Source organism: Allostella sp. (assembly GCF_041913585.1).
In the GTDB taxonomy this organism is placed as follows: Bacteria; Pseudomonadota; Alphaproteobacteria; order ATCC43930; family Allostellaceae; genus Allostella.
In genome coordinates this window covers 1-22,748 of record NZ_JAYSFE010000078.1, presented here as the reverse complement: position 1 = coordinate 22,748, position 22,748 = coordinate 1, and the positions used below count along the sequence as shown (strand labels likewise).

General features: G+C 72.9%; 21 protein-coding genes. 17 read left to right on the top strand and 4 right to left on the bottom strand.

Annotation, left to right across the window (positions count from 1 at the left end):
- Positions 1–220 precede the first annotated feature (220 nt).
- The 13 genes from ACE3Q3_RS15280 (at position 221) to ACE3Q3_RS15220 (ending at position 13,546) form a co-directional block, all read left to right on the top strand.
- On the top strand, positions 221–2,920 hold the full coding sequence (locus tag ACE3Q3_RS15280; RefSeq protein ID WP_374447512.1) for a GNAT family N-acetyltransferase: 2,700 nt from the start codon (positions 221–223) through the stop codon (positions 2,918–2,920).
- Between the two features lie 48 nt (positions 2,921–2,968).
- A complete protein-coding gene (locus tag ACE3Q3_RS15275; protein ID WP_374447510.1) occupies positions 2,969–3,724 on the top strand; it encodes a glucose 1-dehydrogenase in 756 nt (251 codons plus the stop codon).
- 22 nt (positions 3,725–3,746) lie between these two features.
- Positions 3,747–4,877 (top strand): zinc-dependent alcohol dehydrogenase family protein, encoded by a 1,131-nt coding sequence (locus tag ACE3Q3_RS15270; protein ID WP_374447508.1) that lies wholly within the window; start codon positions 3,747–3,749, stop codon positions 4,875–4,877.
- A 168-nt stretch (positions 4,878–5,045) separates the two neighbouring features.
- Positions 5,046–6,194 (top strand): MFS transporter, encoded by a 1,149-nt coding sequence (locus ACE3Q3_RS15265; protein ID WP_374447506.1) that lies wholly within the window; start codon positions 5,046–5,048, stop codon positions 6,192–6,194.
- On the top strand, positions 6,191–7,264 hold the full coding sequence (gene tsaD, locus ACE3Q3_RS15260) for a tRNA (adenosine(37)-N6)-threonylcarbamoyltransferase complex transferase subunit TsaD (RefSeq protein ID WP_374447504.1): 1,074 nt from the start codon (positions 6,191–6,193) through the stop codon (positions 7,262–7,264). Before ACE3Q3_RS15265 ends, tsaD begins: the two co-directional genes overlap by 4 nt.
- A 119-nt stretch (positions 7,265–7,383) precedes the next feature.
- The gene (locus ACE3Q3_RS15255) at positions 7,384–8,010 is read left to right on the top strand and encodes a PepSY-associated TM helix domain-containing protein (protein WP_374447503.1); all 627 of its coding nucleotides are present in this window, start codon (positions 7,384–7,386) and stop codon (positions 8,008–8,010) included.
- A gap of 11 nt (positions 8,011–8,021) precedes the next feature.
- Positions 8,022–8,537 carry a DUF2271 domain-containing protein gene (locus ACE3Q3_RS15250; RefSeq protein WP_374447501.1) on the top strand — a complete coding sequence of 172 codons (516 nt, stop codon included), beginning with the start codon at positions 8,022–8,024 and terminating at the stop codon, positions 8,535–8,537.
- 20 nt (positions 8,538–8,557) lie between these two features.
- A complete protein-coding gene (locus tag ACE3Q3_RS15245; RefSeq protein WP_374447500.1) occupies positions 8,558–9,373 on the top strand; it encodes a DUF4198 domain-containing protein in 816 nt (271 codons plus the stop codon).
- A gap of 17 nt (positions 9,374–9,390) precedes the next feature.
- Complete coding sequence (locus tag ACE3Q3_RS15240) at positions 9,391–10,362, top strand: FAD:protein FMN transferase (protein WP_374447498.1); 972 nt, start codon at positions 9,391–9,393, stop codon at positions 10,360–10,362.
- Positions 10,363–10,376: 14 nt separating this feature from the next.
- On the top strand, positions 10,377–11,750 hold the full coding sequence (locus ACE3Q3_RS15235; protein ID WP_374447496.1) for a sulfite reductase subunit alpha: 1,374 nt from the start codon (positions 10,377–10,379) through the stop codon (positions 11,748–11,750).
- A gap of 77 nt (positions 11,751–11,827) precedes the next feature.
- Positions 11,828–12,634, top strand: a complete 807-nt coding sequence (locus ACE3Q3_RS15230; protein ID WP_374447494.1) for a phytanoyl-CoA dioxygenase family protein — start codon at positions 11,828–11,830, stop codon at positions 12,632–12,634.
- Between the two features lie 79 nt (positions 12,635–12,713).
- A complete protein-coding gene (locus tag ACE3Q3_RS15225) occupies positions 12,714–13,127 on the top strand; it encodes an EVE domain-containing protein (protein ID WP_374447492.1) in 414 nt (137 codons plus the stop codon).
- The gene (locus ACE3Q3_RS15220) at positions 13,124–13,546 is read left to right on the top strand and encodes a Rieske (2Fe-2S) protein (protein ID WP_374447490.1); all 423 of its coding nucleotides are present in this window, start codon (positions 13,124–13,126) and stop codon (positions 13,544–13,546) included. The genes ACE3Q3_RS15225 and ACE3Q3_RS15220 overlap by 4 nt, the downstream gene beginning before the upstream one ends.
- On the opposite strand, the gene ACE3Q3_RS15215 is transcribed toward ACE3Q3_RS15220, so the two are convergent.
- Positions 13,506–14,429, bottom strand: coding sequence for a hypothetical protein (locus tag ACE3Q3_RS15215; protein WP_374447489.1), 924 nt, complete (start codon positions 14,427–14,429; stop codon positions 13,506–13,508). The two genes, ACE3Q3_RS15220 and ACE3Q3_RS15215, sit on opposite strands and share 41 nt — an antisense overlap.
- A 20-nt stretch (positions 14,430–14,449) precedes the next feature.
- A complete protein-coding gene (locus tag ACE3Q3_RS15210; RefSeq protein WP_374447487.1) occupies positions 14,450–15,190 on the bottom strand; it encodes a creatininase family protein in 741 nt (246 codons plus the stop codon).
- 130 nt (positions 15,191–15,320) lie between these two features.
- Between ACE3Q3_RS15210 and acs the strand changes: the two genes are divergently transcribed.
- Positions 15,321–17,261: an acetate--CoA ligase gene (gene acs, locus ACE3Q3_RS15205; RefSeq protein WP_374447485.1), complete on the top strand. Its 1,941-nt coding sequence runs from the start codon at positions 15,321–15,323 to the stop codon at positions 17,259–17,261.
- 204 nt (positions 17,262–17,465) lie between these two features.
- Positions 17,466–18,686 (top strand): polyhydroxyalkanoate depolymerase, encoded by a 1,221-nt coding sequence (locus tag ACE3Q3_RS15200; protein WP_374447484.1) that lies wholly within the window; start codon positions 17,466–17,468, stop codon positions 18,684–18,686.
- Here the strand turns inward: ACE3Q3_RS15200 and ACE3Q3_RS15195 are convergent.
- On the bottom strand, positions 18,664–19,587 hold the full coding sequence (locus tag ACE3Q3_RS15195) for a LysR substrate-binding domain-containing protein (RefSeq protein ID WP_374447483.1): 924 nt from the start codon (positions 19,585–19,587) through the stop codon (positions 18,664–18,666). The genes ACE3Q3_RS15200 and ACE3Q3_RS15195 overlap by 23 nt on opposite strands.
- A gap of 108 nt (positions 19,588–19,695) precedes the next feature.
- Here ACE3Q3_RS15195 and ACE3Q3_RS15190 point away from each other — a divergent pair, with 108 nt between their 5' ends.
- Positions 19,696–20,298, top strand: coding sequence for a pyridoxamine 5'-phosphate oxidase family protein (locus ACE3Q3_RS15190; protein ID WP_374447481.1), 603 nt, complete (start codon positions 19,696–19,698; stop codon positions 20,296–20,298).
- An 18-nt stretch (positions 20,299–20,316) separates the two neighbouring features.
- On the opposite strand, the gene ACE3Q3_RS15185 is transcribed toward ACE3Q3_RS15190, so the two are convergent.
- Positions 20,317–20,709 (bottom strand): VOC family protein, encoded by a 393-nt coding sequence (locus ACE3Q3_RS15185; protein WP_374447479.1) that lies wholly within the window; start codon positions 20,707–20,709, stop codon positions 20,317–20,319.
- Positions 20,710–20,856: 147 nt separating this feature from the next.
- Here ACE3Q3_RS15185 and ACE3Q3_RS15180 point away from each other — a divergent pair, with 147 nt between their 5' ends.
- Positions 20,857–22,512, top strand: coding sequence for an acyl-CoA dehydrogenase family protein (locus tag ACE3Q3_RS15180; protein ID WP_374447477.1), 1,656 nt, complete (start codon positions 20,857–20,859; stop codon positions 22,510–22,512).
- Positions 22,513–22,748: the final 236 nt, after the last annotated feature.

Sequence of the window (22,748 nt, the reverse complement as noted above, 5' to 3'; positions counted from 1 at the left end):
AACCCTCGTCGTAAGCTTGGGAAGCTTCTGCTCTACCATTGAGCTACACCCGCATCCCGCGGACCGGACCTGAGGCCCGTCGCCGACGGCACGATGAATAGCCGCGGGCGGGCGCGGCTTCAAGAGGGGGCGCGACAAGAGCGCCGTCTTCAGATCATCATGCGCCGGCGCTATATCCCATGTTGCACTGCAACATCATACGCCGAAGAGCTCGCCGCCGATGACCGTCCGCAACCTCGACCGCCTGCTCGCCCCCGCCTCCGTCGCCCTGATCGGCGCCTCGACCCAGCCGAACTCGGTCGGTCAGGTGACGGCGCGCAACCTGCTGCAAGGCGGCTTCAAGGGGCCGATCCTGCCGGTCAACCCGCGCCACACCGCGATCGAGGGCGTGCTCGCCTATCCGAGCGTGGCGGCGCTGCCGATCGCCCCCGACCTCGCGGTGATCGCGACCCCGCCCGACACGGTGCCGGGCCTGATCGCCGAACTCGGCCAGCGCGGCACCCGCGCCGCGGTGGTGCTGACCGCGGGCTTCGGCGAGGGCGGGGCCGAGGCGGGCGAGCGGCGGCGGCAGGCGATGCTGGACGCCGCCCGGCCGCACCTCCTGCGCGTCCTCGGTCCCAACTGCGTCGGCCTGCTGGTGCCGGGCATCGGCCTCAACGCCTCCTTCGCCCATGTCGGGGCGAAGCCCGGCGACCTCGCCTTCCTCACCCAGTCGGGCGCCATCGTCACGGCGCTCCTCGACTGGGCCGCCTCGCGCGGCATCGGCTTCTCGCACCTGGTCTCGATGGGCGGCATGGCCGACGTCGACTTCGGCGACCTGCTGGACCAGCTCGGCCAGGACCCCGGCGTGCGCGCCATCCTGCTCTATGTCGAGGGCGTCACCAGCCCGCGCAAGTTCATGTCGGCGGCCCGCGCCGCCGCCCGCACCAAGCCGGTGCTGGTCGTCAAGTCGGGCCGCCGCGCCGAGGGCGCCAAGGCCGCGCGCTCGCACACCGGCGCGCTGGCCGGCTCGGACGCCGTCTACGACGCCGCCTTCCGCCGCGCCGGCATGCTGCGGGTCCACGACACGGCCGAACTCTTCGACGCCGTCGAGACCCTGGCGCTCGTCGCCTCGCGCTTCGGCAGCAACCTGCCGGGCGAGCGGCTGGCGATCCTGACCAACGGCGGCGGCCCCGGCGTGCTGGCGACCGACGCGCTGGTCGACCGCGGCGGCGCCCTCGCCGACCTCGCCCCCGAGACGCTGGCGCGGCTCGACGCCGCGCTGCCCCCGACCTGGTCGCACGGGAATCCCGTGGACATCATCGGCGACGCCCCGGCCGACCGCTACCGGACCGCCCTCGACGCGCTGCTGGCCGACCCCAACGCCGACGCGATCCTGGTCCTGAACTGCCCGACCGCCATCGCCGACCCGACCGAGGCCGCCCAGGCGGTGATCGAGACGATCGACGACCGTCGCCGCCTCGTCCTCACCAACTGGCTCGGCGCCGGCGCCGCCGCCCCGGGCCGCGCCCTCTTCGCGCGCGCCGGCATCCCGACCTACGAGACGCCCGACCAGGCGGTGCGGGCCTTCATGCATCTGGTGCAGTACCGCCGCAACCAGGAGCTGCTGCGCCGGGTGCCGCGGCTGGTCGGCGGCGGCGGCAGGCCGGACCGCGCCGCCGCGCGGGCGCCGATCGAGGCGGCGCTGGCCGAGGGCCGGGACTGGCTGTCGGAGGTCGAGGCGAAGGCGGTGATGCGCGCCTACGGGATTCCCATCGTCCCGACCGAGGTGGCGGCGACGCCCGACGAGGCCGCCGCCACCGCCGGCCGGCTCGGCCTGCCGGCCGCGCTCAAGATCCTGTCGCCCGACATCACCCACAAGACCGACGTCGGCGGCGTCGCCCTCGACCTCGCCGACCCGGCGGCGGTCAAGGCGGCGGCCGAGCGGATGCTGCGGACCGTCGCCCGGCATGCGCCCGACGCCCGCATCGCCGGCTTCACGGTGCAGCCGATGGTCGCCCGGCCGGGCGCCTTCGAGCTCATCCTCGGCATCGTCGACGACCGCACCTTCGGCCCGGTCCTGCTCTTCGGCCAGGGCGGCGTCGCCGTCGAGGTCCTCGACGACAAGGCGCTCGGCCTGCCGCCGCTCGACGAGGTGCTGGCACGCGAGATGATCGGGCGGACCCGCGTCTCGCGCCTGCTCGCGGGCTTCCGCGGCCGCCCGCCGGCCGATGTCGACGGCATCGTCCATGCGCTGGTCCGGCTGTCCGAGCTGGCCGCCGACCATCCCGAGATCGTCGAGGTCGACATCAACCCGCTGCTCGCCGACGCCGACGGGGTGATCGCGCTCGACGCCCGCATCCGCGTCGCCCGCGCCGAGCGCCCGGGCACCAGCCGGTTCGCGATCCGCCCCTATCCGCAGGAACTGGAGGATACCGACGCCCTCCAGGACGGGACGCCGATCCGCCTCCGGCCGATCCGGCCGGAGGACGCGCCGGCGCTGGAGGCGATCATCGCGCGGATGACGCCCGAGGACCTGCGGATGCGGTTCTTCGCGCCGATGCGCCGCCTGCCCGAGGTCCTGCTCGCCCGCCTGACGCAGATCGACTACGACCGCGAGATGGCGCTGGTCGCCTTCGCCGAAGGGCCGGCGGGCGAGCCGGACGGGCTCGGCGTGGTGCGGCTCCTGGCCGATCCGGACGGACAGCAGGCGGAGTTCGCGATCGGCGTGCGCAGCGACGTGAAGGGGCGCGGGCTCGGCTGGCTGCTGATGCGCCGCATCATCGACTATGCGCGCCAGCGCGGCATCGGCGCGGTCGTCGGCGACGTGCTGCGCGAGAACCAGCCGATGCTCGACCTCGCCCGCGACCTCGGCTTTCGGGTCGAGACCGGCGCGGCCGACCCCGGCATCGTCCGCGTCCGCCTCGACCTCGCCGGCTGAGCCCGCGTACAATCCCGGCCGCCCGCGATCGGGCGGCTGGGGAACGACATGCGGCTGGACGGCAAGGTGGCGATCGTCACCGGGGCGGGATCGGGGTTCGGCGAGGGCATCGCCCGGCGCTTCGCGGCCGAGGGGGCGGCCGTGGTCGTCAACGACATCGACCGCGACGGCGGCGAGCGGGTGGCGGGCGGCATCGTCCAGAGCGGCGGCCGCGCGGTCTTCGTGCAGTCGGACGTCGCCCGCAGCGAGGGCGTCGGCGCCCTGATCGAGGCCGCCATCGCGACCTGGGGCCAGATCGACTGCATGGTCAACAATGCCGGGATCACCCACCGCAACGGTCCGATGACGGAGGTCGGCGAGGCCGAGTTCGACCATCTCTTCGCCGTCAACGTGAAGGCGATCTACCATTCCGCGATCCATTGCGTGCCGCAGTTCCGGCGGCTCGGCGGCGGCAACATCATCAACATCGCCTCGACCGCCGGCCTCCGGCCGCGGCCCGGCCTCACCTGGTACAACGCCACCAAGGGCGCGGTCATCACCATGACCAAGTCGATGGCGGTCGAACTGGCGGCCGACCAGATCCGGGTCAACTGCCTGTGCCCGGTCGCCGGCGAGACGCCGCTGCTGCCCTCCTTCCTCGGCCGCGACGACCCCGAGACCCGGGCGCGCTTCCTCAACACGATCCCGCTCGGCCGCTTCAGCACGCCGGCCGACGTCGCCAACGCGGCGCTCTGGCTCGCCTCGGACGAGGCGGAGTTCATCACCGGCATCGCCATGGAAGTCGATGGCGGCCGCTCGGTCTAGGACGGAAGGAAGACGCACGACCATGAAGATCCAGGCAGCCGTCCTGCGGCAGATGGGCGCCCCGGCCCCCTATGCGGAGAGCCGTCCCCTGTCCGTCGAGGAGGTCGAGCTCGACCCGCCCGGTCCGGGCGAGGTGCTGGTGCAGGTGAAGGCGGCCAGCCTCTGCCACTCGGACCTGTCGGTGGTCAACGGCGACCGGCCGCGGCCGCTGCCGATGGTGCTGGGCCACGAGGCCTCGGGCATCGTCGCCGAATGCGGCCCGGGGGTCGACGACCTCGCGCCCGGCGACCATGTCGTCATGATCTTCGTGCCGAGCTGCGGCCAGTGCGGGCCCTGCATGGAGGGCCGCCCCGCCCTCTGCGAGCCGGCCGCCGCGGCCAACGGCGCCGGAACCCTGCTGTCGGGCGATCGCCGCCTGTCGCAGGCCGGCCGGCCGATCCACCACCATGTCGGCGTCTCCGCCTTCGCCGAATACACCGTCGTCTCCCGCCGCTCGCTGGTGAAGGTGCCGGTGGCGCTGGCCCACGACGAGGCGGCGCTCTTCGGCTGCGGCGTGCTGACCGGCGTCGGCGCCGTGGTCAACACCGCCGGCGTCCGGGCGGGCCAGACGGTCGCCATCGTCGGCCTCGGCGGGGTCGGGCTCAACGCCATGCTGGGGGCGATCGCGTCGGGCGCCCGCCAGGTGGTGGCGATCGACATGCTGGACGAGAAGCTCGACCTCGCCCGCCAGCTGGGCGCCACCGACACCGTCAGCGCCGCCCAGCCCGACGCCGCCGAGCAGGCGAAGGCGCTGACCCAGGGCGGCGTCGACGTCGCCGTCGAGACCGCCGGCTCGGTCAGGGCGATGGAGCTCGCCTACCGCGTCACCCGGCGCGGCGGCACCACCGTCACCGCCGGCCTGCCCCATCCCGACCATCGCTGGCCGCTCCAGCACGTCAACCTGGTGGCCGAGGAACGCACGGTGAAGGGCTCCTACATCGGCTCCTGCATCCCGGGCCGCGACCTGCCGCGCTACATCGACCTCTATCGCCGCGGCCGCCTGCCGGTCGACCGGCTGATGAGCGACCGCATCCGGCTCGCGGACATCAATGCCGCCTTCGACCGGCTGGCGTCCGGCCGGACGGTGCGCCAGATCGTGATGTTCGACCACTGAACCGGCGGAACCGGCGCCGGCGGAACCGGTCCGGCCGTCACCTGGACGACATCAAACCGTCATCCATCTGGGCCGGCCGCGGGCGCGGGCGTATCCTCCCCGGCCATGACGGACGGTGCGGCAGCGGCGGTCGGCCCGGCACGGCCGGCCGGCACGGAACGGCGGGCGATGGCCAGCGCCTGCGGCGCCCATGCCGTCCATGACGGCTACACCGACGTCCTCTATGTGATGCTGCCGCTGTGGCAGGCCGAGCTCGGGCTCGGCTATGCCGCGGTCGGCGCGCTGCGCAGCCTCTATTCCGGCGCCATGGCGCTGTTCCAGATCCCGGCCGGCGGCCTCGCGGACCGCTTCGGCGCCGGCCTCGTGCTGGCGGTCGGCACGGTCCTGGCGGCCGCGGCCTTTCCGCTCGCCGCGCTCGGCCACGGGTTCGTGCCGCTGGCCCTGGCGCTGGCGGTGGGCGGGATCGGCGCCAGCGTCCAGCACCCGATCGCCTCGGCCGTGGTCGCCCGCGCCTACCATGGCATCCGCTCCCGCGCCGCGCTCGGCACCTACAATTTCGCCGGCGACGTCGGCAAGATGGCGCTGCCCGCGGCGACGGCGCTGCTGCTCGCCGTGCTGCCCTGGCGGACCGCGATGTGGGCGCTGTTCGGGCTCGGCATCGTCGCCGCCATCGCCATCCTCGCGGCGACGCCGCCGGCCAGCGCCGCCGGCGCCGCGCCCGGCAAGGAACGCGCCCATGCGGCGGGCGGCCCGGCCCGGGGCGGCTTCCGCCTGCTGCTGGCGATCGGCGTCATCGACACCGGCACCCGCTCGGGCTTCCTCACCTTCCTGCCCTTCCTGCTCCAGGCCAAGGGGGCCGAACTGCCGACGATCGGGCTGGCGCTCACCCTCGTCTTCGCCGGCGGCGCCGCCGGCAAGCTCGTCTGCGCCCATCTCGGCCAGCGCCTCGGCGTCCTGCGCACCGTGCTGCTGACCGAGGGGCTGACGGCGGTCGCCATCCTGGCGCTGCTGCCCCTGCCGCTGGAGGCGGGGCTGGCGATCCTGCCGCTCATCGGCGTCGCCCTCAACGGCACTTCGTCCGTGCTCTACGGCACGGTGCCGGAACTGGTGCCGGAATCGCGCCGCACCCGCGCCTTCGGGGTCTTCTACACCGGCACGATCGGCGCCGGCGCCCTCTCGCCGATCGTCTACGGATTGCTCGGCGACGCCGTCGGCGTCGACCGCGCGATGCTCGCGGTCGCGGCCATGGTGCTGACGACCCTGCCGCTCGCCCTCCTTCTCAACCGGGCGATGAGCCGTCATATAGCGGAGGAATGACCCTCCCCCGCCCGCTCCGTGTCCTCGGCATCGAGACCAGTTGCGACGAGACCGCAGCCGCGATCGTCGACGGCGACCGACGCATCCTCGCCGACCGCGTCCTGTCGCAGACCGGCATCCACACGCCCTATGGCGGGATCGTGCCCGAGATCGCGGCGCGCGCCCATCTCGACCACCTGGACGGCCTGATCCGCGACGCCCTCGCCGAGGCCGGGGTCGGGCTCGCCGACCTCGACGCCGTGGCGGCCACCGGCGGACCCGGGCTGATCGGCGGCGTCATGGTCGGGGTGATGGCCGCCAAGGGGATCGCGCTCGCCGCCCGCCTGCCGTTCCTCGCCGTGAACCATCTCGAAGGCCACGCGCTCTCGCCCCGCCTCAGCCACGGGCTCGACTTCCCCTACCTGCTGCTGCTCGTCTCCGGCGGCCACACCCAGCTGCTCGCCGTCGAGGGCGTCGGCCGCTACGCCCGGCTCGGCACCACCATCGACGACGCCGCCGGCGAGGCCTTCGACAAGACGGCGAAGCTCCTCGGCCTGCCCTATCCCGGCGGACCGGCGATCGAGCAGGCGGCGCGGGACGGCGACCCGGCCCGCTTCGCCCTGCCGCGGCCGATGCTCGGCCGGCCGGGCTGCGACTTCTCCTTCTCCGGCCTCAAGACCGCGGTGCGGCAGGCGGTTGCCGGCCTCGCCACGCCGCCCACGGCCCGCGATGTCGCCGACATGGCGGCCGCCTTCCAGGCCACGGTCGCCGCCGTCGTCGCCGACCGCTGCCGGCGCGCCGCGGCCCTGTTCCGCCAGCGCCATCCGACGGGCGGGGCGCTGGTGGTGGCGGGCGGAGTGGCCGCCAATGGCGCCATCCGCACCGCACTCGAGCGCATCGCCGCCGACCTCGGGATGCCGTTCGTCGCGCCGCCGCACCGTCTCTGCACCGACAACGGCGCGATGATCGCCTGGGCCGCCATCGAGCGCTTCCGTCTCGGCCAGCAGGACGGCCTCGACTTCGCCCCCCGCCCGCGCTGGCCCCTCGACCCGACGGCGCCCAAGGCGATCGGGGCCGGCGTCAAGGCCTAGCGCCGGAGGCCCATGCCGCATTGCGGCAAGTCGTTTGTTGCAAGTGATTATCGTTTGTGGTTTGCTTCGGACCTCCGCAGCTTCCGGGCTTCACCGCCCGGACGACCTCGAAATCGCGAATGCGACTGAATTCCGACCATCGCCGGCGGTCCTTCTGGCTGAAGCACCTGCATCGCTGGCACTGGATCAGCGCCGCGCTCTGCCTCGTCGGGATGATCCTCTTCGCCATCACCGGCATCACCCTCAACCATGCCGGCGAGATCGAGGCGTCGCCGCGGACGGCGGTCGTCGAGAAGCGCCTGCCGGCGGCGCTGCTGGCGGCGGCGGCCGGCGCCGAGGGGCCGGAGCGGCAGCCGCTGCCGCCGGCGCTCGCCGACTGGCTGGAGGCCGAGCTCAAGGTGCGGGCGGCCGGGCGCGCGGCGGAATGGTCGGCCGACGAGATCTACCTGGCGCTGCCGCGTCCCGGCGGCGACGGCTGGGTCACCATCGATCGTGGCGACGGCCAGGTCCGCCACGAGATCACCGACCGCGGCTGGATCTCCTATCTCAACGACCTCCACAAGGGGCGCAACGCCGGCCCGGCCTGGACCTGGTTCCTCGACCTCTTCGCCGCCGCCTGCCTGGTGTTCGCGCTGACCGGGCTGGCCCTCCTCAAGCTTCATGCCGGCGGCCGTCCGGCGACCTGGCCCACGGTCGGCTTCGGGCTCGTTGCCCCGATGCTGATCGTTCTTCTCTTCATCCACTGACGAGGACCGATATGCGCGCCTACTATCCCGCGGCGCTGGCCGGAACGATCCTGGCGCTGCCGGCGGCGGCGGCCGACATCGCGATCACGGTCGAGATTCCGCGGCTCACGGTGGCGGAGTACCACCGGCCCTATGTCGCCGTCTGGATCGAGCGCCCGGACCAGAGCGTCGCCGCCAACCTGGCGGTCTGGTACGACGTCAAGCTCAAGAACAACGAAGGCACGAAGTGGCTGAAGGACATGCGCCAGTGGTGGCGCAAGTCCGGCCGCGAGCTGGCGATGCCGGCCGACGGCCTGTCGAGCCCGACCCGGGCGCCGGGCGAGCACCAGATCGGCTTTGCCGCCGACAAGCCGCCGCTCGCGACGCTGCCGCCCGGCGAGTACCGGCTGGCGGTCGAGGCCGCGCGCGAGGTCGGCGGCCGCGAGATGCTGCGGATTCCCTTCCACTGGCCGCCCAAAGCGGCCGAGACGCTGAGCGCCGCGGGCGAGCACGAGCTCGGCCGCCTCGGCCTCGCGATCCGTCCGTGACCCCGAACCGGAGCACCGCCATGCGCCTTTCGACCCGCCTCGCCGCGGCGGCCGCCGCCGTCCTCGCCCTGTCGCTGCCGATCGCCGCCGAGGCCCACCGGGCCTGGCTCCTGCCCTCGGCCACCGTGCTCTCGGGCGCGGACGTCTGGGTGACGGTGGATGCCGCCGTCTCCAACGATCTCTTCTTCTTCGAGCACCAGCCGCTCCGGCTCGACGGGCTGCGGGTGACGGCGCCCGACGGCAGCCCGGCCCGGCCGGAGAACCAGGCGACGGGGCGCTATCGCAGCACCTTCGACGTCAGGCTCGAGCAGCCGGGGACCTACAAGCTGGCGGTGGTCAATGCCGGCCTGTTCGCGTCGTGGAAGGAGAACGGCCAGACCCGCCGCTGGCGCGGCTCGCCCGAGCGCTTCGCGGCCGAGGTGCCGAAGGATGCCCCGGACCTGCGGGTGACCCAGTCCCAGAGCCGGATGGAGGTCTTCGTCACCTCCGGGAAGCCAAGCGGGACGGTGCTGAAGCCGACCGGCGAAGGGCTGGAGCTGGCGCCGGTCACCCATCCCAACGACCTCGCGGTCGGCAACGCGGCGCGCTTCCGCTTCCTCCTCGACGGCAGGCCGGCGGCCGGCCTCAAGGTGACGGTGATCCGCGGCGGCATCCGCTATCGCGACAAGCTCGAGGAGATGACGCTGACGACGGGCGAGGACGGCGGCTTCGCGGTCACCTGGAAGGAGCCCGGGATGTACTGGGTCGAGGCCAGCGTCCGCGACGGCAATGCCGCGATCAAGGAGGCGAAGGAGCGCCGCGCCGGCTACAGCACGACGCTCGAGGTGCTGCCCTGAGCGCGGTGGCGCGGCGCGTGCTGGTGCCGCCTCTCGACGCCGTCCGCCCGCGGCCCGACGGCGAGCGGGTGCTGGCGCTGGCCGGCCGCAGCATGGGAACGAAGTGGCAGGTGCGCGTCTCGGCACCCGCCGCGACCGGGCCCGGCCGGATCCGGCAGCGCGTCGAGGCGGTGCTCGCCCGCGTCGTCGCCGAGGCGAGCGGCTGGGAGCCGACCTCGGCCCTCTCGGCCTTCAATCGCGCGCCCGCGGGCATGCTGGTCGCGCTGCCGGCCGGCCTCTACGGGGTGCTGGAGCACGCGCTGGCGCTGGCGCGCGCGACCGATGGCGCCTGCGACCCGACGCTGGCGCCCGTCATCGACCTCTGGGGTTTCGGGCCGCCCGGGCCGCGGCGGACGCCGCCCTCCGAGGACGAGGTGGCGGCCGCCCGCGCGCGGACGGGCTGGCGCCGCCTGCTGCTCGACCGCGAGCGTGGGGCAGCCCTTCAGCCGGGTGGCCTCGGGCTCGACCTCTGCGGCATCGCCAAGGGCTGGGCGGTCGACCTGGTCAGCGCGGAACTGAGCGCGGCCGGCATCGGCGCGCACCTGGTCGAGATCGGCGGCGAGTTGCGCGGCGAGGGCGTGAAGCCCGACGGTCAGCCCTGGTGGGTGGCACTGGAACGGGCGCCCGGCGAGGCGGGGCCGGAGACGCTGGTCGCCCTGCACGGGCTGGCGATCGCGACGTCGGGCAGCTACCGGCGCTGCTTCGAGGCCGGCGGCCGGCGGTTCGCGCACACGATCGACCCGCGGACCGGGCAGCCGCTCGCCGATCCGCCGCTGGCCGTCACCGTGCTGCACCGCAACTGCATGGCGGCGGACGCGCTGGCGACGGCGCTCACCGTCCTCGGGCCGGAGGCGGGGCTCGAGCACGCCCGCCGGCACGGTCTGGCCGCCCGCTTCCTCATCGCCGCGGGCGAACGGACGAGCCCGGCCTTCGACGCGCTGCTCGACTGACGGGCCGCCCCGCGATGGCGCTCGCCGAGCTCCTCCCCGCCGATCCCGACCGGCTGCTCGCGGCGGCGGCCGTCGCCGTCGGCTATGTCGGCCTGTGCGGCGGCACCGCCCTCGGGCGGCTGCGGAAGCGGGCGCCGGCCACCCCGGCGGGGATGGCGGCAGCGGGCGACGTGACGGTCGCCTTCGCGAGCCAGACGGGCCTCGCCGAGCAGCTCGCGGCGCGCACCCTGGCCTTCGTCGCGGCCTCCGGCGCCACGGTGCGCCTCGTGCCGCTCGCCGCGCTCGACCGGGCGGCGCTCGAGCGCGGCGGGCGGCTCCTCCTCGTCCTGTCGACGACCGGCGAGGGCGACGCGCCCGACGCCGCGGCCGGTTTCGCCCGGCGCGTGCTCGGCGGCACGGCCGACCTCTCGCGCCTGCGCTACGGCCTGCTCGCGCTGGGCGATCGCGACTACCGGCATTTCTGCGCCTTCGGCCTCGCCGTGGCGCAGTGGCTCGACCGCAACGGCGCCCACCCGATCTTCCCGCCGATGACCGTCGACGACGGCGACCCGGAGGCGCTCGCCCGCTGGCAGACGGCGCTCGCCGCGGCCGGCCTCGGCGAGGACGCGGCGGCGCCGGACTGGACCGAGGAGCCGCCGTTCGGCACCTGGCGGCTCGCGGAACGCCGGCCGCTCAATCCCGACGACGCCGAGCACCCCGCGTTCCACCTCGCCTTCGTGGCCGAGGACGGCGCGGCGGAATGGCAGGCTGGCGACCTCGCCCGCATCCGCATCCCGGGCGAGCCCGAATGCCACCGCGACTATTCGATCGCCTCGATCCCGGCGGAGGGCCGCCTGACACTGCTGGTGCGGCTGGCGCGCCGGCCGGACGGAACGGTCGGGCGTGGCTCCGGCTGGCTCGCCGAAGGGCTGGCCGACGGCGGCACGGTCCGGCTGCAGATCCGTCGCAATCCCGGATTCCATGCGCCCGCCGGCGACCCGCCGCTCGTCCTGATCGGGAGCGGCACGGGGCTCGCCGGCCTGCGCGCGCACCTGGCCGCGCGCGCCGCCTGCGGGATCGGTGGCGCCTGGCTGCTGTTCGGCGAGCGCCGGCGGGCGGCCGACTGGTTCCACCGCGAGGACATCGAGGGCTGGATCCGATCCGGCGTCATCGACCGGCTCGACCTCGCCTTTTCGCGCGACCAGGCCGAGCGCGTCTATGTCCAGCACCGGCTGCGCGCCGCCGCCGCCGACCTCGTCCGCCGCATCGACGAGGGTGCCGCCATCCTCGTCTGCGGCAGCGCCGCGGGCATGGCGCCGGCGGTCCACGCGGTGCTGGAGGACGCGCTCGGCCGCGATCGCCTGGAACGCCTCGCCGAAGCGGGGCGCTACCGCCGCGACGTCTATTGATCCAGCGATTTGTCGCCGTCGCCCGCCGGGACCTATCCTCGACCGGCAATCCGGAACGGGACGGTCGGAGGAGACGGATGGACGGATCGGACATTGGCGAGACCTATCGCGAGCGCGGCTACTGCGCGCCGATCCCGGTCATGCCGGAGGACGAGGCGATCGGCTGGCGCCGCCGCATGGAAGCCTCCGAGGCCGCGATCGGCCGGCCGCTGACGCGCGAGGAACGGACCAAGCCCCACATCCTCTTCGGCTGGGCCGCCGAACTGGCGCGCCATCCCGCCATCCTCGACCGGGTCGAGCCGCTGATCGGTCCGGACATCCTGTGCTGGGAGACGGTGCTGTTCACCAAGGAGCCGGGCGGACCGGAATACATCTCCTGGCACCAGGACCTGACCTACTGGGGACTGGAGCCGGGCGACCAGGTCGTCACGGCGTGGCTGGCGCTGTCGCCGAGCACGGTCGCGAGCGGCTGCATGCGCGTCGTTCCCGGCTCGCACCGCCTCGACCTCGCCCCCCACCGCGACACCTGGAACCCGGACAACCTGCTGTCGCGTGGCCAGGAAATCGCCGTGGACGTCAAGGACGGCGAGTGGGCCGACATCGTGCTCCAGCCGGGCGAGATGTCGCTGCACCACGTCAACATCGTCCACGGCTCCGACCGCAACCGCTCGGACGACCGTCGCATCGGCTTCGCGGCGCGCTACTTCGCGACCTCGGTGCGCCAGACGTCGCCCCGCCGCGACAGCGCCTTCCTGGTGCGCGGCTGCGACCGCCACGGCCATTTCGATCTCGAACCGGCACCGGCCGCCGACTATTCCGAGGCGGCGCGCGCTGTCCATGCCGAGTTCCGCCGGCGCCGCCGGGAGCTCCAGGCGGCGCTCTGAGGTCCGCTTGCCGGTAGGCAGGCACCGGCCGGTTGCGCTACCGTCGCCGCCCTTCCCGCTTTCCCGCAAGGTCCCGTCGATGGCCAGGTGGCTGCTGAAATCCGAGCCGTTCAAATATTCCTGGGACCGGATGGTGGCCGACGGCCGCACCCATTGGGACGGCATCCGCAACCATCAGGCGGCCAACAACCTGAAGGCCATGAAGGTCGGCGACCGCGCCTTCTTCTATCACTCCAACGAGGGCCTGGAGATCGTCGGCATCGTCAAGATCGTGCGCGAGGCCTATCCCGACCCCGGCGACGAGAGCGGCCGCTTCGTCATGGTCGATGTCGCCGCCGACCGGCCGGTCAAGACGCCGGTGACGCTGGCCGCGATCAAGGCCGAGCCGGAATTGGCGAACCTCGCGCTCGTGCGCCAGTCGCGCCTGTCGGTGGTGCCGGTGTCCGATGACGAATGGACGGTGCTGTGCCGCATGGCGGGGATCCGGCCATGACGGCGGAGACGGGGGACGAGGGCGCGCCGCCGCGCCGGGTCCTGTGCCGCGCCGGCGACATCGGCGAGGCGGCCGGCAAGGGCTTCGTGCTCGGCGAGGGCCGCCGCAAGCGCGAGATCTTCGTGGTGCGCAAGGAGGGGCGGATCTTCGGCTACCTCAATTCCTGCCCCCACGCCGGCACGCCGCTCGACTGGATGCCCGACCGCTTCTTCACCAACGACGGCCGGTTCCTGATCTGCGCGACGCACGGGGCCCTGTTCGAGGTCGAGGACGGCATGTGCCTGCGCGGCCCCTGCCGCGGCCTGGCGCTCGACCCGGTCGCGGTCGCCGAGGAGGGCGACGAGATCCTGCTGCTCGAGCCCGACGAGGGGCCGGAACCTATGCCTGCGAGCGCGGCCGGATCCACACCCGGTTGTTGAGGTGCTCGGCCTCCAGGAAGGAGGCGCAGTCGAGCCCCGGCTTGTAGACCCGGAACGTCCGCATGACGCCGAGCGTCGCCGCACTCTCCAGCGGCCCGATGAAGAGCGGCCGGCGGTCGGCAAAATGGGGTTGCGCCCGCCAGCGGGCGAACTGCCGGGCGCTGAGGAACCAGCAGCCGGCATGCGGGTTGGTCGGCCGCTCGACGACGACCGGCTCGCCGAGGTGGGAGAGGTTCATCGATGCGTGCCGGCCGACGTCCTGCCAGGGGGCGGTGATCCGCGGCGGGATCGGACCGTCGACATAGAGCTTCCAGTACCGGCCCTCGGGATCGGCCTCGAAGCGGTTCGGCAGCAGCACCGCCTCGCCCTGGCTCGCCCGTTCCAGGAGCGCGATCTTGCGCAGGAACCAGGGGTCGCCGACGACGGTGTCGTCCTCCATGTAGCCAATCCAGTCGTAGCCCTCCGCCTGCGCGGCCAGGAGGTCCAGGCAGGCGAAGCCCAGCATGCGCGGATCGCCGCCGAGACGGTCGAGCGTGACCCGCTCGACCTGGAAGGCGGAGGGCGGCAGCCGGACCCGGTCGAGGACGTGCCGGTCCTCGACGACGACGACGCGAATGTCGAGTGCCGCCGGCAGCGCGCCCCGGTTGGCCCGCTGGAAGCGGACGCGACCGCTGCCGGCCGGCACGGGCGGCGCATCCGGCGGCGGCGGCCCGGCCCAGCCGATCCGCGCCTGGCTCGGGCCGAGATGCACCGCGAGGCCGGCGATCGTGCGCGCCAGCGCCGCCGCGCGCACGGGCCCGGCATCCGGCTGCGAGGAGCCGTAGACGGTGCCGCCCGGCGCCGGCGGGCCGACATAGTGCGGGATGGCGACGAGGATGCGCATCGTCCCCGCCGTCGCCCGGCTCAGGAGGCCAGGAAATCCCGGTAGGTGACGGTGAGGTCGGCGACCGAGGCCTCGATCAGGCGCTTGCCGTCCTCGACCCTGGCGAGGTTGGGGTTGGAGCCGATGCGCCCGTCGGGGAAGCGCCGGCGGTAGTCGGCGGCGTCGGTGAAGCGGCCGGTCGGCGCGATCGCCGGCTCCATCTCGACATACTTCACGCGGTCGGGATAGGCGGCCCAGGTCACCGCGACCTCGCTCGGCGTCGCGTGCGAGCCGTGGCCTTCCGGATAGAGTTCGGCGCAGAGCTTCTTCGTCTCCGGCCCTTCCCACCAGTTGGCGAGCAGGCACTTGACCTGCTGGTTGCCCATCCCGGCGGACTGGCGATGGCTGTAGACCTCGTAGAAGGCGGCGTTGGTGGTGGCGATGTTGCCGCCATGGCCGTTGACGAACATCATCCGCGTGAAGCCGTGGCGGGCCAGCGACTGCACGTAGTCGAAGATCACCGAGATCAGCGTCGACGGCCGGTAGGTCATGCTGCCGGTGAAGTCCATGTGATGCACCGCCATGCCGACCGAGATCGTCGGGGCGACGAGGCAGCCGATCTTCTCGCCGAGCGCGCGGCCGATGATCTCGGCCGTCAGCGCGTCGGTGCCGACGAGGCCGTTCGGACCGTGCTGCTCGGTCGAGCCGATCGGGATGACGACGCCGGTCGAGGTCTTGAGATACTCCTGCACCTCCTGCCAGGTGCTGAGCTGTAGCTGCATCGCCGTCTCCTCGGATCGCTGGGGCGGTGCGACGCTAGCGGCCGCCTGGGGGAACCTTCAAGAGCTTGTTTCGCCCCGCGAACCCGCCCATCATCCGGGCAACCAGCCAGCCCCCCAGGGAGAGAAACGGATGTCGAGCCCAACCGTCATTCCGGTGCCGCCGGCGGTCGCCGCCCATGCCCGCATCGATGCGGCGCGGTACGAGGCGATGTACGCGCGCTCGATCCGCGATCCGGAAGGCTTCTGGGCCGAGCAGGGCCGGCGCCTCGGCTGGATCCGCCCCTTCACCAAGGTCAAGGACGTCGACTACACGGGCGACGTGCATATCCGCTGGTACGAGGACGGAACGCTCAACGCCTGCTGGAACTGCGTCGATCGCCACCTGCCGGCACGCGCCGACCAGACGGCGATCCTGTGGGAGGGCGACGATCCGGGCGAGGACCGGCACGTCACCTATGCCGAACTGCACGAGGGCGTCTGCCGGCTCGCCAACGTCCTGAAGGCGCGCGGCGTCGGCAAGGGCGACCGGGTCACCATCTACATGCCGATGATCCCGGAGGCGGCCTACGCCATGCTCGCCTGCGCGCGCATCGGCGCCGTCCATTCCGTCGTCTTCGGCGGCTTCTCGCCGGAATCGCTGATCGGGCGCATCCAGGACTGCGACTCGACCGTGGTCATCACCGCCGACGAAGGGCTGCGCGGCGGCCGCAAGGTGCCGCTGAAGGCGAACACCGACGAGGCCCTGGCGCACTGCCCCGGCGTCCACAGCGTCGTCGTCGTGCGCCGCACCGGCGGCAAGGTCGGCTGGGTCGAGGGCCGCGACGTCTGGTACCACGAGGCGATCCAGACGGTGCCGCGGGACTGCCCGGTCGAGGAGATGTCGGCCGAGGACCCGCTCTTCATCCTCTACACCTCCGGCTCCACCGGGAAGCCCAAGGGCGTGCTGCACACGACGGGCGGCTATCTCGTCTACGCGTCGCTGACCCACGAGGCCGTCTTCGACTATCGCGACGGCGAGATCTACTGGTGCACGGCCGACGTCGGCTGGGTCACCGGACACAGCTACATCGTCTACGGGCCGCTCGCCAACGGCGCGACGACCCTGATGTTCGAGGGCGTGCCCAACCATCCCGACGCCTCGCGTTTCTGGCAGGTCGTCGACAAGCACAAGGTCTCCATCTTCTACACCGCGCCCACCGCGATCCGCGCCCTCATGCGCGAGGGCGAGGGGCCGGTGAAGAAGGCGGGCCGCCAGTCGCTCCGGCTGCTCGGCTCGGTCGGCGAGCCGATCAACCCGGAAGCTTGGCTCTGGTACTGGAACGTCGTCGGCGAGGGGCGCTGCCCGATCGTCGACACCTGGTGGCAGACCGAGACGGGGGGCATCCTCATCACGCCGCTGCCCGGCGCGACGGCGCTGAAGCCCGGCTCCGCCACCTTGCCCTTCTTCGGCGTCGAGCCGGTGCTGGTGGACAATGACGGCAAGCGCCTGGAGGGCGCGACCGAGGGCAATCTCTGCCTCGTCGGCGGCTGGCCGGGCCAGATGCGGACCGTCTACGGCGACCACAAGCGCTTCGTCGACACCTACTTCTCGACCTTCAAGGGCATGTATTTCACCGGCGACGGCGCGCGGCGCGACGAGGACGGCTACTACTGGATCACCGGCCGCGTCGACGACGTCATCAACGTCGCCGGCCATCGCCTCGGCACCGCCGAGATCGAGAGCGCGCTCGTCGCCCACCCCAAGGTCGCCGAGGCCGCCGTCGTCGGCTATCCGCACGACATCAAGGGCCAGGGCATCTACGCCTACGTCACGCTGGTCGCCGGCGAGGCCCCGACGGAGGGCCTGCGCCGCGAACTGGTGCAGTGGGTGCGCAAGGAGATCGGCCCGATCGCCACCCCCGACCTGCTGCAATGGGCGCCGGGCCTGCCCAAGACCCGCTCGGGCAAGATCATGCGCCGCATCCTGCGCAAGATCGCCGCCAACGAGCACGGTGCGCTCGGCGACACCTCGACGCTGGCCGATCCGGCGGTGGTCGAGGATCTGGTCGGCAACCGGATGAACCGGGGGTAGTGCCCATAATCCGGGCAGCCTGTTCGTGAAAAATGCAACCTCGCGCCGGGAAACATGTTGTCGCAGGGGAGGAAGCGGATCACACTCCGCCCTCCCTGCGTACTGACGGGTAGGTTGATTCGACCCGGCGGTCGCTCAGGTTAGCGCAACCGACGGCCGCCCTCCCCCCAAGACGGCCCGACCCCTCGGTTCGAGGCCGACGCGATGCTGTATCACGCCTACGAGACGGCCCACATGATGGCGCTGCCATTCCGGATGGCGGCCGACGCCATGCAGGCGACGCTGGAATATCCCTGGGCCCCCCATTCCGGCACCAAGCTCGCCCGCGCCATCGCCGCCCAGTGCGAACTCTTCAGCCGGCTGACCCGCCGCTACGACAAGCCCGCCTTCGGCATCGACGCGGTCGCGACCGCGGCCGGCGAGGCGGTGGTCAGCGAGCGGGTGGTCGACGTCAAGCCGTTCTGCCGCCTGCTGCACTTCGAGAAGTCGACGGGGCCACTGGGGCCGCGCGTGCTGGTGGTGGCGCCGGTCTCCGGCCACCACGCGACGCTGCTGCGCGGCACGGTCCGCGACCTGCTGCCGGACCATGACGTCTACGTCACCGACTGGATCGACGCGCGCGAGGTCCCGGCCTACGAGGGCGTCTTCGGCTTCGCCGACTACGTCACCTACATCCTGCAGATGATGCGGTTCCTCGGCGGCGAGACGCACATCGTCGCCGTCTGCCAGCCGACGGTGCCGGTGCTGGCCGCAGTGTCGATGCTGGCACTGGCCGACGACCGCGACCAGCCGCGTTCGATGGTGCTGATGGGCGGCCCGATCGACACGCGCGAGAACCCGACCGCGGTCAACCAGCTCGCCAAGACGCGGCCCCTCGCGTGGTTCGAGCACAACGTCATCACCACCGTCCCGGCGCCCTACGCGGCGCTCGGGCGACGGGTCTATCCGGGCTTCCTGCAGCTCACCGGGTTCATGTCGATGAACCTCGACCGCCATGTCGGCGCCCATCTCGAGCTGTTCCGCAACCTGGTGAAGGGCGACGGCGACAGCGCCGAGGCGCACCGCCGCTTCTATGACGAGTATTTCGCCGTCATGGACCTGGCGGCGGAGTTCTACCTGGAGACCATCCACCTCGTCTTCCAGGAGCACGCCCTGCCGCGCGGGCGCCTGGACTGGCACGGCCATCTGGTCGAGCCGGCGGCGATCACGCGCACGGCGATGATGACGGTCGAGGGCGAGCAGGACGACATTTCCGCCCCCGGCCAGACGGCCGCCGCCCACCGGCTGACGACGAACCTGCCAGATTCGATGCGGGCCCACCACCTGCAGCCCCATGTCGGCCATTACGGCGTCTTCAACGGCCGGCGCTGGCGGACCGAGACGCTGCCCAAGGTGCGCGACTTCATCCGCTCGCACGACCGCTGACCAGCGCCGGCGCCAGCGCCCGCCGCAGGCGCGGCGCGGCGAAGTCGCGGAACGCCCGGACCTTCGCCGGCAGCAGCCGCCCCTCGGGATGGACGAGGCTGACGGGAGCGGGCGGCGGCTCGAAGGGCACGAGGAGGCGCCGCAGCCGGCCCGCCTCCAGCGCCGGCGCCGCCTGGTAGGAGAGGACGCGGGTGATGCCGAGGCCGGCCGCCGCCGCCTCGACCGCGGCCTCGGCCGTCGAGACGACGAGCCGGGTGCGGATCGGGACCGCCACCGTCCGTCCGTCGACCGGGAACGACCAGGTTTCGACCGCCGACGCCGCCGAGAAGGCGATGCAGGCATGCCCCGCGAGGTCGCCCGGCGACTGCGGGGCGCCGTGCCGCGCGAGATAGTCGGCGCCGCCACAGACATAGCGCCCGATGGTGCCGACGCGGGCTGCGACCATCGTCGATTCGGCGAGCGGGCCGATGCGGACGGCGAGGTCGAGCCCCTCGTCGATGAGGTCGACCACCCGGTCGACCAGCAGCAGCCGCACGTCGACCTCGGGCCAAGCCGAGAGGAAGGCGTTGACGATCGGCAGGACATGCATCCGCCCGAAGACGTAGGGCGCGGTCAGGCCGAGGCGGCCGCGCGGCACCTCGGCCATGCCGCCGACCGCCCGCTCGGCGGCATCCAGGTCGGCGAGGATGCGGCGGCCGGCATCGAGATAGCGCCGCCCCGCCTCGGTCAGCATCAGGCGCCGCGTGGTGCGGGTGAGGAGGCGCGCGCCGAGATGCGCCTCGAGCGCCGCCAGCCTGCGGCTGACCGTGGCGAGCGGCAGTTCCAGCCGCCGCGCCGCCCCCGACAGGCTGCCGGCGTCGGCGATGGCGACGAAGATGCGGGTCGCCTCCAGCCGGTCCATCTCGATCCTCTCGATTGCGGCAAGAATCCCTATCGCCAGACGTTCTTTATCTCAGTCTAGGGAAGTGCGACACCCGCTGCCGTTCGTCCGAACGGAGGGAACCGACCGATGCAGCGCACGTCCGACATCGCCTTCTCGCCCGCGGTCAAGGCCGCGCAGGAACGATACGGCTCGCGCGGCCATTTCGAGCGCCGCGGCGACTGGCCGGTCGCGATCACGGAGGATCTGGCCGGGTTCCTCGGCCAGGCGACCACGCTCTATCTGGCGACGGCGAGCGCCCAGGGGCAGCCCTACATGCAGCATCGCGGCGGTCCCCCGGGGTTCCTGCGGGTGCTGGACGAACGGACGCTCGCCTTCGCCGACTTTGCCGGCAACCGGCAGTACGTCACGGTCGGCAACCTCGACGAGAACCCGCAGGCGATGCTGTTCGTGATGGACTACGAGACGCGGCGCCGGGTGAAGCTGTGGGGCACGGCGCGCTATGTCGAGGACGATCCGGCGCTGATCGAGCGCCTGTTCCCGGCGGGCTATGCCGCCCGCGGGGAACGCGCGATCCTGTTCGAGGTGGCGGCCTGGGACGTCAACTGCCGGCAGCACATCCCGCAGCTCTATCCCGCCGACGCGGTGACCGCCGCGATCGGCGCGCTCGAGACGCGCATCCGCGCGCTGGAGGCGGAGAACGAGATGCTGCGCCGGCGCCTCGTCGCCTGAGCGGGGCCATTCCGGACGTCATTCCGGCCGGTGGCAGACGACGCAGAGCTTGTTGCCGTCGAGGTCGCGGAAGTAGGCCCCGTAATAGTCGGGGTGGTAGTGCGGCCGCAGACCGGGTGCGCCCTCGTCGCCGGCGCCGGCAGCCCTGGCCGCGGCGTAGACGGCATCCACCGTCGCCCGGTCGGGCGCCTCGAACGCCACGGTGACGCCGTTGCCGACCGTCGCCGCCTGGCGGTCGAACGGCCGCACCAGCCAGAAGTGCGGCGCCCGATCGGCGGAGAGGGCCCAGCCGGCCGCGCCCTCCTCGGGCCCGTCATGGATGCAGCCGAGGCCGAGCGGAGCCAGCACGGCATCGTAGAAGGCCTTGGCGCGGGCATAGTCGTTGGTGCCGACGGTGACGTGGCTGTACATGGCGATGCTCCTTCCCGATCGAATGCGGCGACGGGGGCACTCTAGCCCGGGTCGGATTTGCCGCGCTTGCCATAGAGGCTGGACGCCGCCGCCCACGCCCGTGCATACCGGTCGGCCAGCGGCGAAGACAGGCGGGAACGGGTGGCGATGGGCGGGACGGCGAGCGAGATCCTGACGCGGGCGGATGCCGCCGTGCGGGCGGCCCAGGCCTTCCAGACGGCGGCCAAGGCCGCGGCGGAGGGGCACGTCGCGCGCGACGGCCGCGTCGATGCGGCGGCCGCCGACCGGCACCAACGGGTGCTGCACGGCTTCGCCTGGATCGCGACCACCGTCGAGGCGATCGCGGCCACGGCCGCGTGGGCCGCCGGCCTCGCCCGCGAGGGGCGGCTCGGCGAGGCCGAGACGGCCGTGCTGGCGATCGGGTTCGGCGAGTACCTGCACCAGCTCCTCGGCGGCATCCCGATGAGCCAGAACGAGATCGTCCGGCCGGTCGAGTTGGGCCTCGGCCGGGCGGCCGCCCTGCTGCAGGCGGACGCGGCGGTCGCGTGGTTCCTGGAGCACGGCAACGTCGCCGAGCGGCGCCGGGCGCTGGTCGAGCGCCTGGCCGACGGCGGCTTCGTCGACGAGCGCCTGGGCGACGAGACCCTCGACCTGGTTCGCGATCAGTTCCGCCGCTTCGCCGACGAGCGCGTCCTGCCCGAGGCGCATTCCTGGCACCTCGCCGACCGGCTGATCCCCGACGAGGTCGTCGGCGAGATGGCCGGGCTCGGCGTCTTCGGCATCTGCATCGCGCCCGAGTTCGGCGGGCTCGGCCTCGGCAAGCTCGCCATGTGCGTCGTCTCCGAGGAGCTGAGCCGCGCCTGGATCGCCGCCGGGTCGCTCGGCACCCGGTCGGAGATCGCGGGCGAGCTCATCTCGGAATCGGGCACGCCCGAACAGAAGGCCCACTGGCTGCCGCGCATCGCCTCCGGCGAGGTGCTGCCGACCGCCGTCTTCACCGAGCCCGACACCGGGTCCGACCTCGGCCGCCTGCGCACGCGTGCCCGACCCGCCGAGGACGGCGGCTGGCGCGTCGACGGCAACAAGACCTGGATCACCCATGCCGCGCGCAGCGACCTGATGACGCTGCTGGTCCGCACCGAGCCCGACCAGGACGGCTACGAGGGCCTCAGCATGCTGCTGGCGCCGAAGCCGCGCGGCAGCGACGCCGATCCGTTCCCCGCGCCCGGCATGAAGGGCGGCGAGATCGCGGTCCTCGGATATCGCGGCATGAAGGAGTACGAGATTTCGTTCGAGGGCTTCGCGGTCCCGCCCGGCAGCCTGCTCGGCGCCGCCCCGGGCCGCGGCTTCAAGCAGCTCATGCGGACCTTCGAGGGTGCCCGCATCCAGACCGCCGCCCGCGCGCTGGGCGTCGCCCGGCGCGCCTTCGAGCTCGGCCTCGGCTACGCGCTCGACCGCCGCCAGTTCGGCCGGGCGATCGTCGGCTTCCCCCGGGTCGCCGACAAGATCGCCCTCATGGTGGTCGAGTTCGTGCTGGCGCGCGAGCTGACCTATGCCGCCGCCCGCCATAAGGACGGCGGCAAGCGCTGCGACATCGAGGCCGGCATGGCGAAGCTGCTCGCCGCCCGCGTCGCCTGGAGCAATGCCGACACCGCGCTCCAGATCCACGGCGGCAACGGCTATGCGCTGGAATACGAGATCAGCCGCGTCCTCTGCGACGCCCGCATCCTCAACATCTTCGAGGGCGCCGCCGAGATCCAGGCCCAGGTGATCGGCCGGGGCCTGCTCTCGCAGCGGAACTGATACCGGGTCCGGTGGATGCGGAACGACCCCGTCATCGATGCCGTTGCCTCCCTCGACTTCGCTCGGGGTGAGGGACGTTATTGTTCTGATTGAATTTTCTCATCCCGAGCGACATCGAGGGACGCAACGCACGCTGGCCGGCACCATGTGGCATTGAGCTTCGGACTTGGTATGACCGGGGAGGCTCCGCCGGGCCGCATCGCACTCCGCGCAGCCGGCATCCGGCGAATGCAGGA

Excerpts from the sequence above, each read along its gene's own strand:
- ACE3Q3_RS15280 (WP_374447512.1), top strand. The coding sequence starts at position 221 with ATGACCGTCCGCAACCTCGACCGCCTGCTCGCCCCCGCCTCCGTCGCC.
- ACE3Q3_RS15275 (WP_374447510.1), top strand. The coding sequence starts at position 2,969 with ATGCGGCTGGACGGCAAGGTGGCGATCGTCACCGGGGCGGGATCGGGG.
- ACE3Q3_RS15270 (WP_374447508.1), top strand. The coding sequence starts at position 3,747 with ATGAAGATCCAGGCAGCCGTCCTGCGGCAGATGGGCGCCCCGGCCCCC.
- ACE3Q3_RS15265 (WP_374447506.1), top strand. The coding sequence starts at position 5,046 with ATGGCCAGCGCCTGCGGCGCCCATGCCGTCCATGACGGCTACACCGAC.
- tsaD (WP_374447504.1), top strand. The coding sequence starts at position 6,191 with ATGACCCTCCCCCGCCCGCTCCGTGTCCTCGGCATCGAGACCAGTTGC.
- ACE3Q3_RS15255 (WP_374447503.1), top strand. The coding sequence starts at position 7,384 with ATGCGACTGAATTCCGACCATCGCCGGCGGTCCTTCTGGCTGAAGCAC.
- ACE3Q3_RS15250 (WP_374447501.1), top strand. The coding sequence starts at position 8,022 with ATGCGCGCCTACTATCCCGCGGCGCTGGCCGGAACGATCCTGGCGCTG.
- ACE3Q3_RS15245 (WP_374447500.1), top strand. The coding sequence starts at position 8,558 with ATGCGCCTTTCGACCCGCCTCGCCGCGGCGGCCGCCGCCGTCCTCGCC.
- ACE3Q3_RS15235 (WP_374447496.1), top strand. The coding sequence starts at position 10,377 with ATGGCGCTCGCCGAGCTCCTCCCCGCCGATCCCGACCGGCTGCTCGCG.
- ACE3Q3_RS15230 (WP_374447494.1), top strand. The coding sequence starts at position 11,828 with ATGGACGGATCGGACATTGGCGAGACCTATCGCGAGCGCGGCTACTGC.
- ACE3Q3_RS15225 (WP_374447492.1), top strand. The coding sequence starts at position 12,714 with ATGGCCAGGTGGCTGCTGAAATCCGAGCCGTTCAAATATTCCTGGGAC.
- ACE3Q3_RS15220 (WP_374447490.1), top strand. The coding sequence starts at position 13,124 with ATGACGGCGGAGACGGGGGACGAGGGCGCGCCGCCGCGCCGGGTCCTG.
- ACE3Q3_RS15215 (WP_374447489.1), bottom strand. The coding sequence starts at position 14,429 with ATGCGCATCCTCGTCGCCATCCCGCACTATGTCGGCCCGCCGGCGCCG.
- ACE3Q3_RS15210 (WP_374447487.1), bottom strand. The coding sequence starts at position 15,190 with ATGCAGCTACAGCTCAGCACCTGGCAGGAGGTGCAGGAGTATCTCAAG.
- acs (WP_374447485.1), top strand. The coding sequence starts at position 15,321 with ATGTCGAGCCCAACCGTCATTCCGGTGCCGCCGGCGGTCGCCGCCCAT.
- ACE3Q3_RS15200 (WP_374447484.1), top strand. The coding sequence starts at position 17,466 with ATGCTGTATCACGCCTACGAGACGGCCCACATGATGGCGCTGCCATTC.
- ACE3Q3_RS15195 (WP_374447483.1), bottom strand. The coding sequence starts at position 19,587 with ATGGACCGGCTGGAGGCGACCCGCATCTTCGTCGCCATCGCCGACGCC.
- ACE3Q3_RS15190 (WP_374447481.1), top strand. The coding sequence starts at position 19,696 with ATGCAGCGCACGTCCGACATCGCCTTCTCGCCCGCGGTCAAGGCCGCG.
- ACE3Q3_RS15185 (WP_374447479.1), bottom strand. The coding sequence starts at position 20,709 with ATGTACAGCCACGTCACCGTCGGCACCAACGACTATGCCCGCGCCAAG.
- ACE3Q3_RS15180 (WP_374447477.1), top strand. The coding sequence starts at position 20,857 with ATGGGCGGGACGGCGAGCGAGATCCTGACGCGGGCGGATGCCGCCGTG.